Genomic DNA, 11,043 nt, shown 5'->3' on the forward strand with positions numbered 1-11,043 from the left:
CCCATTTTTGAGCCCCGGTATGTGATTTCCCGTATGGGCGGCCGGGCGGCAATCGATTAATCTTCGCCTCCTGCCCATTCCCGAGGAATTGCCATGCCGGTGATCGAAGTCCGCCACCCCCTGGTCAAACATAAAATAGGCCTGATGCGCGAAGGCGACATCAGCACCAAGAAGTTTCGCGAACTGACCGCCGAAATCGCCCGCCTGCTGACCTACGAGGCCTGCCGCGACTTCGAGCTGGAAAAAGTCACCATCGACGGCTGGGCCGGGCCGGTCGAGATCGACCAGATCAAGGGCAAGAAAGTCACCGTCGTGCCGATCCTGCGCGCCGGGCTCGGCATGCTGGACGGTGTGCTCGACCTGATCCCGAATGCCAAGGTCAGCGTCGTCGGCATCGCCCGCAACCACGACACCCTGATGCCGGAATCCTATTTCGAACGCTTCGTCGGCCAGCTCGACGAACGCCTGGCAATGATCATCGACCCGATGCTGGCCACCGGCGGCTCGCTGATCGCCACCATCGACATGCTCAAGCGCAACGGCTGCAAGCACATCAAGGCGCTGGTCCTGGTCGCCGCGCCGGAAGGCATCAAGGCGCTCAAAGCCGCCCACCCCGATGTGCAGCTGTACACCGCCGCCATCGACAGCCACCTCAACGAAGTCGGCTACATCATTCCCGGCCTCGGCGATGCCGGCGACAAGATTTTCGGGACCAAGGAAGCATGAGCGCCGGCCACGAGCCGGTCTGGCGCACCGCCCTGTCCGGGGCGCAAATTCTCTTCGTTGCCTTCGGGGCGACCGTGCTGGTACCGCTGCTGACCGGCCTCAACCCCAGCCTGGCCCTACTCGGTGCCGGCGTCGGCACGCTGATTTTCCAGCTCTGCACCAAACGCCAGGTGCCGATCTATCTCGGCTCCAGCTTCGCCTTCATCGCCCCGGTCATCTACTCGGTGCAGACCTGGGGCATGCCGGCGACGCTCGGCGCACTGGCCTCGGCCAGCTTCTTCTATTACGTCGCGGCCGGCCTGGTCAAATGGCGTGGCGTCGGCTTCATCCATCATCTGCTGCCACCGGTCGTCATCGGCCCGGTGGTCATGGTCATCGGCCTCGGCCTGGCCCAGGTCGCGGTCGGCATGGCGACCGGCAAGGCCGGTACGGCGCAGGTCGTGCCTTACGACACGGCGATCACCATCGCCGCCATTTCGCTGCTGGCGACGATGCTGACCGCCATCCGCGCCCGCGGCCTGTTGAAGCTGGTACCGATCCTGGTCGGCGTCGCCGTCGGTTATGTCGTTTCGCTGGCGGTCGGCATCGTCGATTTCAGCAAGGTCAGCAATGCCGCCTGGCTCGCCCTGCCGCAATTCGGCACGCCAGAATTCAACCTGGCCGCCATCCTGTTCATGATTCCGGTCGCCATTGCGCCCATCGTCGAACACGTCGGCGGCATCCTCGCCATCGGCTCGGTCAGCGGCAAGGATTACACCGAAAGCCCCGGCCTGCACCGCACGCTGCTCGGCGACGGGCTGGCGGTCAATGTCGTCGGCCTGTTCGGCGGCCCGCCGGTCACCACCTACGGCGAAGTCACTGGCGCCGTCATGCTGACCCACAACTACAACCCGGTGGTGATGACCTGGGCCGCCGGCTTCGCCATCCTGATGGCCTTCGTCGGCAAGTTCGGCGCCCTGCTGCAGACCATCCCGCTGCCGGTGATGGGCGGCATCATGGTGCTGCTCTTCGGCTCGATCGCCGGCATCGGCCTGAAGACGCTGATGGACGCCCGGGTAAACCTGTCCAGCGCCCGCAACCTGTGCATCGTCTCGGTCACGCTCGTTACCGGTATCGGCGGCCTGGCCGTGCAGATTGGCAGTTTCTCTCTGCAGGGCATCAGCCTGTGCGGCGTGCTTGCCGTGCTCCTCAACCTGGCGCTGCCGAAGGATGAAATCGCAGCAAGTTGAGCCCAGGCAACACCCGCCAAGCCGGCCGCCCCCAGCGCCGGCTTTTTTTCACCCCGGTTTTTGCCGTTTTTGACCGGTCGACCGCCGGATTCAATATCTCGAATGAGCTGATCGCACCAGAACTCTTGAGGGCTGGCTGTGCACCAATTGCGCGTCTGAACCATGCGCCCAAACGACTTACTTACGCGGAGCATGAATCTTCGTGTTACCCCACCGCTTTTCCAGAGCACCTGTTGCGGCCGCTTTCAATAATTTCTGGAAACTTGGGCATTCGACATGGCTGGGGGCCGGACAAGCTGCCGCATGGCGGAGCCCGCTACTCATGGCCTTCAGGCGTTTGATCAGCCCATCAATTTCATCGGCCTTCGCAGCAAGCAATTGCCTGTCGATATTTGGTGGTCCGTAAGGCGATAGCATCGACCGAATTTCGTCGAGAGATAGCCCCGCAGCCTGACCAAGGGCTATCAAGGCCAGTTGATCCAGCACGTTTGTGCCGTAGCGCCGCCGCTCCCCTTTTTCACGAACCGAGGTAATGAGTCCCTTTTGCTCGTAATAGCGCAGGGCCGATGAAGGTATCCCGGTTTGTTTGCTGACTTCAGAAATATCCATCCAAACCTCCCTTGACTTGAAGTTGACTTTAACTTCTAGAGTGCACTCCAGAGTCTCATTCGTCAACTTTCAAAGGAGTACGCCATGACGTTAATTGAAGAAATCGTACGGGTCGTCCTGATTGGGTGTGGGGCCACTTTGGTCATGGATATCTGGCTGATGTTCCTGAAGCGGATCGGGATTCAGCCTCTGAACTTCGCCTTCATCGGGCGTTGGATCGGGCATTTGTTCCATGGTCGGATTGCGCATGCATCAATCGGCAAGGCATCGCCAATAGCGAATGAAACCTCGTTGGGCTGGATCACCCATTACGCAGTGGGAATTGCCTTCGCCTTCCTGCTGACCAGCATTGCCGGTGTTGCTTGGGCTAGAGCGCCTTCGCTCGGCATAGCCCTTCTGGTGGGCGTTTGCACGGTGGCATTTCCGCTCTTGGTAATGCAACCAGCGATGGGCCTTGGTGTTGCTGCCTCAAAGACACCTACCCCAATCAAGAACTGCATCAGAAGCCTGATCAACCACAGCGTTTTTGGCCTTGGCCTTTTCCTGTCCGCCTTTGTCATCGAGTGGATTTCTCGATGAACGCCTATTTCCTAACCAAGAAACCCAAATTTTGTCAGGAGTCAGTGAAATGAAAAAACTAGCCATCATCTACCACAGTGCTCATGGTCATACCGAGCATATCGCCCAGCATGTTGCCGAAGGGGCGCAGAGCATGCCCGATACCGAAGTTCATCTCGTCAAGGCTGAGGAATTGACGTCGATGCCCAACAAGCTTCTTGAATACGATGGTTTCCTCTTTGGGTCACCAACTTACCTGGGTGGTGTCTCAGGGACCTTCAAGAATTTCATGGATTCGACTGGTGGACTGTGGCGCACGCAGCAACTCAAGCGAAAACTCGCCGCCGGCTTTACCGTTTCATCGCTTCCTGCCGGTGACAAGCAGTCGACGTTGATCTCATTGTTCACCTTCTGCATGCAGCACGGAATGCTGTGGGTCGGCAATCCCATCCTTCCCGAGCAGCATCGTGGCGTTCCCTATGACGAAGCCGCTAACCGTCTGGGCTCGTGGTCCGGATTAATGGCTCAGGCTGGGCACTCGGCAGCCGCTGATTCCTTTGTTGTCGGAGACATCAAGACAGCCAGGATGTTTGGTCGAAATTTTGCCGAGACAGCGCACCGCCTTTCAAACGAAACGCAGACTTGATCAGGAGAAAATCTCATGATTCCCAAAAAATATGGGCCGATGTTGTTCAGCCTCCTTCTTTCCGGACTGATGTCGCTTCTGGTCTCCGGGGTCGCCACGCTTCATGCTGCTGGGTTAGCTGACGGCGTTCTCGCACTCTGGATGTCAGCCTGGCTTACCGCCTGGTTGATCGCATTTCCAACAGTCATGCTTGTTGCGCCATTTACGCAGAAAATAGTCGGCGCTCTGGTAAAGAAAACTTAAGTTTTTCTCGTGATTTCTAGAGCGACAAATAGCCATTGGCTGATCAGGGGACGGTGTCCGCTCTCCTAAATACCAATGGCTGCTGAACTGAAAGTCGGGACATTGAGCCAGCGGAAAGATGAAGGGCGGCAAAGGGCATACACCGGACTTCGCAGTCCTACTTATCATCAGACAGCTATGGGTCGTTTTGACCCGTTCAGGTCGGATGCGATTTCACACCGGGTCGGCGCAACGTATCATCCGCCCCCTGTTTTTCCGAAACCGCGCCATGCCTTACCTGATCACCGTCACCATCCTCTGGGCCTTTTCCTTCAGCCTGATCGGCCAGTACCTGGCCGGTCAGGTCGATAGCGACTTCGCCGTCCTCGTCCGCGTCGCCATCGCCGCCCTGCTCTTTACGCCGCTGACGCTATGGCGCGGCCTGCCGGCCCGCCTGCTTGGCGGCCTCTGGCTGGCCGGGGCGCTGCAGTTCGGCATCACCTATCTCTGCCTGTACCGCAGCTTCAGCGTGCTGAGCGTGCCGGAGGTACTGCTGTTCACGGTGCTGACGCCGATTTACGTCACCCTGCTCGACGACGCGCTGGCTCGCCGTTTCAACCCGTGGGCACTGGTCGCCGCGCTGGTCGCCGTCGGCGGTGGCGTGATCATCCGTTTTCAGAAACTGGAAGGCGACTACCTGATCGGTTTCCTGCTACTGCAACTGGCCAATGCCACCTTCGCCGCCGGCCAGGTGCTGTGCCGCCAGTTGCTGGCGCGCTACCCGACCGAACAGCCGCTCTATCGCTTCTTCGGCCACTTCTTTCTCGGTGCGCTGGCGCTGGCCCTGCCATCCTTCCTGCTCTTCGGCGACAGCAGCCGACTGCCGCAAACTGCCATTCAATGGGGCGTGCTGGCCTGGATGGGCGTTTTCGCCACCGCCCTCGGCATGTTCTGGTGGGTCAAGGGCAGTACCCGGGTCGATGCCGGCACGCTGGCGGTGATGAACGAATTGCACGTCCCAGCCGGCCTGCTGGTCAATGTGTTGATCTGGAACCGCAATGCCGACCTGCCGCGCCTGGCGCTCGGCGGCGCCATCATCCTTGCTTCGCTGTGGCTGAACCGGCTGGGCCGCCGGCGAATGCTCGCCGCAGCCTAGTCCACCGCCGGCTTCAACGCGGCGCCAACCACTTCAGCAGGCGTTCGAACAACAGGTCGGGATCGACCGGCTTGCCGATATGGTCGTTCATGCCCGCAGCCAGGCAGCGCTGGCGATCCTCATCGAAGGCATTGGCGGTCATCGCCAGAATCGGCACACGCGCTCTTTCCGGCAGTTGGCGAATGGCCTGGGTGGCCTCGATGCCGTTCATGTTCGGCATCTGCATGTCCATCAGGATCAGGTCGTAATCGTTGCGCTGCGCCAGTTCGAGCGCCTGCCGGCCATCGGCCGCCAGATCGACGCGCGCCCCGACCTCTTTCAGCAATTCGCGCGAGACTTCCTGATTGATCGGCTCGTCCTCGACAAGCAGGATCCAGGCGCCGGGATAGCGGGTTTTCAACTGCTCCTCCGCCGAACCGGCCACTCCACCGAATGCGGCAGTTTCGGCAACAGCCGCCCGGCCCAGACGGGCGGTGAACCAGAAGCAGCTACCGACGCCCGGCAGGCTATCGACCCCGATCTCGCCGCCCATCATCAGCACCAGTCGCTTGCTGATCGCGAGGCCGAGGCCGGTACCGCCGTACTTGCGCGTCATCGAGCCATCGGCCTGTTCGAAGGCGGTGAACAGGCGCTGCTGGTCTTCGCCTGAAATGCCGATGCCGGTATCGCGAATTTCACAGCGGACGAGTACATCCTGCGCATTCCGTTCGAGCAAGGCGAGGCGCAGGGAAATCGAGCCACTCTCGGTGAACTTGATGGCATTGCCGGTCAGATTGAGCAGGATCTGGCCCAGCCGCAAGGGATCGCCCTGCAGCGGTAGATCGGCCAGTTCCGGCGCCAGTTCGATGCGCAGGGCCAGGCCTTTTTCGGCAATCTTGGCATCGACCAGCGATGACAGATTTTCCAACACCTGGCCCAGCTTGAAGCCGATGCTCTCCAGCCTGAGATAGCCGGCTTCGATCTTGGAAATGTCGAGAATGTCGTTGATCACCGCCAGCAGATGCCGGGTGGCCTGGATGACCTTGAGCAACTGTGCCTTCTGCCGCTCGTCGGTCGCCCGGCGCAGCGCCAGTTCCGCCATGCCGCTGATCGCATTCATCGGCGTCCGCAGTTCGTGGCTCATGTTGGCGACGAAGGTGCTCTTGGCGCGACTTGCCGCTTCGGCTGCCTCCTTGGCGACCGACAATTCCTGCGTCTTTTGCTCGACCAGTTCGCTCAGGTGGTTGCGGTGGCGCTCCAGTTCGGCCTCGGCCCGCTTGCGTCCGGCAATGTCGGAATGCGTCCCCGACATGATCAGCGCCCGACCGTCGGCATCGCGTTCGACGATGCGGCCCCGGGTCAGCACCCAATGCCAGTCGCCGGATTTCTCCCTGCAGCGCAATTCGGCTTCGTGGTGCGTCGTTTCGCCGTGCAGATGACGTTGAATCGACGCATGGGCAACGGCCAGATCATCCGGATGAACATAGGCCGCCCAGTTCTCGGGCGCCAGATCCATCTCACCGGGCGCGTAGCCGAGCATTGTTTCGAAACGCGGGCTGACGGTAAAGACATTGGTCTCCAGGTTCCAGTCCCAGAACCCCTGGTTAGCCCCTTCCAGAACCCTGGCCAGGCGGGCGATACTGGCGCGCAGGGCAGCATCGGCTTCCTTGCGCTCGGTGATATCGCGCGACAGGACCACGAAGTGCGGCATCTCGCCCGGCGCCCCCGGCTTGCGCGACAGCGACAGCTCGAACCAGCGCGTGCCCTGCGGCAAGGACAGTTCGAACTGAAAGCCTTCGGCAAAGCCATCGGCGTCGGCCTTGCGTACTGCTGCCATCACCACTTCGGCTGCAGCAGGCGGCAGGACATCGCTGACTTTCTTGCCGATCATGTCGACCGGCGACCTGGCCAGCAGATCGAGCCGCGGCGAGTGGTAATCGAGATAGCGGCCATCCAGCCCGAGTTCGAACAGCAGGTCGGGAATGGCATCGAGCATGGCCATCACCTTGCCCTGCTCGGCCTCCAGGCGCCGGACCTTCTCCTTGACCTGCCAGCGCAGGAAGAAAACCGCCCCCGACATCAGCACCAGAAACAGCGAGAGCAGGCCGAGCGCCTGCCAGACCCGTGGCGGCACCAGCACGACTTCACGCGTTCCTTGCCACTTTTTCAGGATCCGGGCGTATTCGGAATCCGGATCGCTCTGCCAGGCCTGCAGTTGGCGATCGATCGCCGCCAGCAATTCCGGATTGCGCCCTTCCGCCGTCACGTAAAACAGCCGCGCCGGCTGAAAGACGATGGGCGTCGCCGACAGGCTGTAGGTCGGGGCGTTGTATTCGCCGAACAGGTTGTTGGCCACCGCCACATCGGCCTGGCCGGCGGCAACCAGCGCGAATGCTTCTTCCAGGCTGCTGGCTGGCACTACCTCCACATGCAGGCCAAAGCCAGTCATCATGTCGATGAAGAATTTTTCCTGCACGCTGCCGCTCAGCATGGCCACTCGCTTGCCGGCCAGATCGAAAGCCGAGGCAATCGGCATGTTCGAGCGGCTGTAGATCTGCGACCAGCTATGCAGCGACGGCGTGGCGTGAAAATCGAACAGCTGATCGCGTTGCGGCGAATAGGCGACGTCGGGCATCAGGTCGATTTGCCCGGCCTGCAGCGCATCGAGGCAGGCCTGCCAGGCGCAGGGCACGTAGTCGAGCTGCCAGCCGGCCGGCTCGGCAATGCGGTTCAGCAGATCGACCAGAATGCCGGCCGGCTTGCCGGCGGTATCGACAAATATCTTGGGGGCATTGGCATAGATGCCAACCCTGACCACCGGGGCGGGTTGGTCGGTACCAGCCTCGGCAACGCCGCCCAGCACGCCGCAGGCGACCAGACAAATCCGGCACAGGATATGCAGTACCAGGCGCATCACGGTTGGTTGAATATTTTCATGCAAACAGGTTGGCGGCGGGAAAAAAGCAAGGCAGCCTGGATCAGCCGCGGGACAGTGGCAGGATAGCAGACTCCCCGGACCGGCATCACTCCCGAAAAGGCAGGTGCTACCTACGCCTCTTCAAAAAAGCAGACCTGGTTCCGGCCGCCCGCCTTGGCCCGGTACATGGCCTGATCGGCCTGACGGATCAGTTCGTTGCAGCGTTCGACATGACCGCAGAAAACGGTAACGCCGATACTCGGGGTACTGGCACAGAGGTAGCCGTTCAGCCGATAGGTTTGATTGAGCAGGGTCAGGATCTTTTGGCTGACCTGCCCGGCGGCGCGGGACGCCTCGCAGCTGTCGTCGCCGAGGTCTTCGAGCAGAATGACGAATTCGTCGCCGCCGAGGCGGGCCACGCTGTCCTTCTCGCGCACCGCCGCCCGCAGGCGCTGGGCAACCTCGATCAGCAACTGGTCGCCGACCTGATGGCCCAGCGAGTCGTTGATCGCCTTGAAATTATCCATATCGATGAAGAGCAAGGCACCAAAGCGGCCACTACGGCTGCTGGCAAGCAGTTGTTGCTCGAGACGGTCGAACAGCAGCCGGCGATTGGGCAATTGCGTCAGTGGATCATAAAAGGCCAGATCGCGAATCGCCGCTTCGGCCAGCTTGCGGTCGGTGATATCGAGAATCACGCCATCCAGCCATTGCGCCTCGCCCGCCTTGTCGTAGCTGACGCAGCCCCGCTCGCTGACCCAGCGGGTCTGACCGTCGGCAGTGTTGATCCGGTATTCGATGCTGTAGGCGGTACGCTCGGCCACCGCTTTGGCCAGGCTTTCGCGGACGCTGGCCCGGTCTTCCGGGTGAATCAGCAGCACGTAGGACAGTTCACCGGAGAGGTAGCGTTCGCAAGGCTCGCCGGTCAGTGCCTCGATCCCGTGGCTGAGATGGGTGACCGACCATGGCGATTTCAGGCTGACCCGGAAGACGGTGCCCGGGACGTTTTCGACCAGCGCCCTGAAGCTGTCGCGACTTTCCTCAAGCTTCAGCGCCGCCTCGCTCATTTTTCGCCGATGGCGCGCATTGGTGTACAACACGGCAAAAAACATCAGATCGAGCCCGAGCCCGCCCAGCAGAATCATTTGAGGTTGCGCACTGGCGGTGTTTTCCTCGAAGCGCAGGCTACTGTGAAAGCGTGCTGTCCACAGGTGGCCGCCGATTTCGAGCGGCATCTCGGTGACATGCCGCGCCTGCCGCGCCCGGTCTTCCGATGAAAACAGCAGGCTGACCGGGGTCGGACGCGCATCGAACAGTTCAATTTCGACTTCCCGGCCCGGGTCCTTGAACACTTCGTTCATCAGGTCATGGGCGCGAAAGGGGCTATACACGAAGCCGAACAGCGCCTGCCGCCGCTCGGCGACGCTGGAAACCGGCAGACTGCTGCGGTAGACCGGCAAATAGATCAGAAAACCGGGCTGTGCCACCTCGTCCGTTTCCTGCACCAGCGTGACCTTGCCGGACAAGGCCGGCAGGCCACTGTCGCGAGCCCGCTCCATCGCTTCGCGGCGGACCGGCTCGGCAAACATGTCATAGCCCAGGGCGCGCGCGTTGCGCCCGGTAAACGGCTCGATATAAACGATGCTGCTGTAAAGCGGCCGCTCGCCGACCGGTGTAATCCGGTAATCGGCAAAGCCTTCGCGCTGGATGGCCTGTTCGTGCGCCGCCCGCTGCTCGGCCGGCACCATCTCGGCGAAACCGGTGCCGAGAATGCCGGGGCGGGAAATTTCGAGCATCAATGGTTTGAGATAGGCCCGCCATTCACCGCGGCTGACCGCATCACTGGCCGAAAAAAGGCCGGCCGCGCCGCGCAGCACCAGTTCGTAGTCCTGCATGCGGTCGAGCAGCACCTGTTTTTCCTGCTCGGCCCGGTAGTGAAAGCGGTCGTCGGCGCGCTTGGCGAAATCCGCCTCGGAATAACGCCAGAAACCCAGCGTGACGAGAACCGACAAGGCCAGCGCCCCCCAGGCCACACCCTCGCAGGCCAGCAGGTCGTTCAGTCGCGACAACGGAGGACTTTCAGTACTCGGCATCCAGGCAACTCCACGAATCCAGCCATTGAATGAATATAGACCTTCCCTGATGCAGTGCAATCGGGGAAAGCTCCGGGCATGAGGCAGATGCCGAAGACGATTCGACATCGCCCGGCGGGAAAAGCGGCAAACGGGGCAACTTCATGAAGCATGCGTATTCGCCCCGAATACGGAAAGATCAGCATCAGGCGTTTGAGGCGAAGGCCAGGCCATAGTTCCGCCGTGTAGAATTCATGAAATTCAATTAAACAGGCCGCCAAGGCCGATACAGGGGGTACTCATGAAATCACTCGGCTTGTCTGTCGTTCTCGTCTCGCTGGCCCTTGGCCTTGCCGTCGATGCCCATGCCAAGGGCTTCCGCTCGCACTCTTCATCGCATTCGTCCTCCCACAGCTCGCCGCACCCAAACGACAGCTCCCCGACCAGCCATCCGGCCGACAGTCATGCCAGCGAGGGTGGCGGCGGCATCATCCGCAACGCCGTCGCCCGCCCCCACCGCTCGGAGCGCAGCGGCAACGATTCGGGCACCGGCTCCGCAGCCGCCGCCGGCGAGGACAACTCACCGGCCCGCCAAGCCCAGCAAGCCGCTCTTGCCAAGGTCAACGCCGAGGCCGAAGCGGCCGCCCAGGAAAAGAAACGCCAGCAAGCCGAGCAGGCCGCCGCGGCCGCCGTTGAGCAACAAAAACGCCTCGACGCCGAGGCCGCCGCCCGCGAGCGCGAACGCATCGCCCTCGAACGCGTGCAGCGCCAGGCGGCCTGGGAGGCCCGCTGCCAGATCAAGCCGGTGATGAGCGATCTGGAAATCAGCACCTGCCGCGAGGTGTGGACGACGCCGGCCCGCTAAGCGCCGCTTGCCGCGACCGGGAGCGCGGCAGATCGCGGTTTTTGCCGTTTTCACGGCGTTGACC

The 11,043-nt window shown here is 61.6% G+C and carries 10 protein-coding genes; 7 read left to right on the forward strand and 3 right to left on the reverse strand.

Annotated features, from left to right (window positions below):
- Positions 1-93 precede the first annotated feature (93 nt).
- Together upp and AT959_RS00875 are read left to right on the forward strand one after the other, a co-directional pair.
- Complete coding sequence (gene upp, locus AT959_RS00870; RefSeq protein WP_066879540.1) at positions 94-726, forward strand: uracil phosphoribosyltransferase; 633 nt, start codon at positions 94-96, stop codon at positions 724-726.
- Entirely contained in the window at positions 723-1,955 is a 1,233-nt protein-coding gene (locus AT959_RS00875) for a uracil-xanthine permease family protein (protein WP_066879543.1), read from the forward strand. The genes upp and AT959_RS00875 overlap by 4 nt, the downstream gene beginning before the upstream one ends.
- Positions 1,956-2,132: 177 nt before the next feature.
- Here the strand turns inward: AT959_RS00875 and AT959_RS00880 are convergent, their stop codons facing one another.
- Entirely contained in the window at positions 2,133-2,564 is a 432-nt protein-coding gene (locus AT959_RS00880) for a helix-turn-helix domain-containing protein (RefSeq protein WP_066879546.1), read from the reverse strand.
- Positions 2,565-2,648: 84 nt separating this feature from the next.
- On the opposite strand from AT959_RS00880, the gene AT959_RS00885 reads away from it, so the two are divergent.
- The 4 genes from AT959_RS00885 to AT959_RS00900 all read left to right on the forward strand — a co-directional run bounded on the left by AT959_RS00885 (position 2,649) and on the right by AT959_RS00900 (position 5,146).
- Positions 2,649-3,143 carry a DUF2938 domain-containing protein gene (locus AT959_RS00885; RefSeq protein WP_066879549.1) on the forward strand — a complete coding sequence of 165 codons (495 nt, stop codon included), beginning with the start codon at positions 2,649-2,651 and terminating at the stop codon, positions 3,141-3,143.
- A gap of 49 nt (positions 3,144-3,192) precedes the next feature.
- Positions 3,193-3,768, forward strand: a complete 576-nt coding sequence (locus AT959_RS00890; RefSeq protein WP_066879552.1) for a flavodoxin family protein — start codon at positions 3,193-3,195, stop codon at positions 3,766-3,768.
- A gap of 15 nt (positions 3,769-3,783) precedes the next feature.
- A complete protein-coding gene (locus AT959_RS00895; RefSeq protein ID WP_066879555.1) occupies positions 3,784-4,011 on the forward strand; it encodes a DUF2798 domain-containing protein in 228 nt (75 codons plus the stop codon).
- A gap of 268 nt (positions 4,012-4,279) precedes the next feature.
- A complete protein-coding gene (locus tag AT959_RS00900; protein ID WP_066879558.1) occupies positions 4,280-5,146 on the forward strand; it encodes an EamA family transporter in 867 nt (288 codons plus the stop codon).
- Between the two features lie 13 nt (positions 5,147-5,159).
- Here the strand turns inward: AT959_RS00900 and AT959_RS00905 are convergent, their stop codons facing one another.
- Positions 5,160-8,039: a response regulator gene (locus AT959_RS00905; protein WP_066879561.1), complete on the reverse strand. Its 2,880-nt coding sequence runs from the start codon at positions 8,037-8,039 to the stop codon at positions 5,160-5,162.
- Between the two features lie 134 nt (positions 8,040-8,173).
- Positions 8,174-10,135 carry a GGDEF domain-containing protein gene (locus AT959_RS00910; protein ID WP_066879564.1) on the reverse strand — a complete coding sequence of 654 codons (1,962 nt, stop codon included), beginning with the start codon at positions 10,133-10,135 and terminating at the stop codon, positions 8,174-8,176.
- A 280-nt stretch (positions 10,136-10,415) separates the two neighbouring features.
- Between AT959_RS00910 and AT959_RS00915 the strand changes: the two genes are divergently transcribed.
- Positions 10,416-10,979 (forward strand): hypothetical protein, encoded by a 564-nt coding sequence (locus tag AT959_RS00915; protein WP_066879567.1) that lies wholly within the window; start codon positions 10,416-10,418, stop codon positions 10,977-10,979.
- Positions 10,980-11,043: the final 64 nt, after the last annotated feature.

It is taken from the genome of Dechloromonas denitrificans, assembly GCF_001551835.1.
GTDB classification, from domain to species: Bacteria; Pseudomonadota; Gammaproteobacteria; order Burkholderiales; family Rhodocyclaceae; genus Azonexus; species Azonexus denitrificans.

What these genes read in the sequence shown, in the direction of transcription:
- upp (WP_066879540.1), top strand. Translation starts at nt 94, where the DNA reads ATGCCGGTGATCGAAGTCCGCCACCCCCTGGTCAAACATAAAATAGGC.
- AT959_RS00875 (WP_066879543.1), top strand. Translation starts at nt 723, where the DNA reads ATGAGCGCCGGCCACGAGCCGGTCTGGCGCACCGCCCTGTCCGGGGCG.
- AT959_RS00880 (WP_066879546.1), bottom strand. Translation starts at nt 2,564, where the DNA reads ATGGATATTTCTGAAGTCAGCAAACAAACCGGGATACCTTCATCGGCC.
- AT959_RS00885 (WP_066879549.1), top strand. Translation starts at nt 2,649, where the DNA reads ATGACGTTAATTGAAGAAATCGTACGGGTCGTCCTGATTGGGTGTGGG.
- AT959_RS00890 (WP_066879552.1), top strand. Translation starts at nt 3,193, where the DNA reads ATGAAAAAACTAGCCATCATCTACCACAGTGCTCATGGTCATACCGAG.
- AT959_RS00895 (WP_066879555.1), top strand. Translation starts at nt 3,784, where the DNA reads ATGATTCCCAAAAAATATGGGCCGATGTTGTTCAGCCTCCTTCTTTCC.
- AT959_RS00900 (WP_066879558.1), top strand. Translation starts at nt 4,280, where the DNA reads ATGCCTTACCTGATCACCGTCACCATCCTCTGGGCCTTTTCCTTCAGC.
- AT959_RS00905 (WP_066879561.1), bottom strand. Translation starts at nt 8,039, where the DNA reads ATGCGCCTGGTACTGCATATCCTGTGCCGGATTTGTCTGGTCGCCTGC.
- AT959_RS00910 (WP_066879564.1), bottom strand. Translation starts at nt 10,135, where the DNA reads ATGCCGAGTACTGAAAGTCCTCCGTTGTCGCGACTGAACGACCTGCTG.
- AT959_RS00915 (WP_066879567.1), top strand. Translation starts at nt 10,416, where the DNA reads ATGAAATCACTCGGCTTGTCTGTCGTTCTCGTCTCGCTGGCCCTTGGC.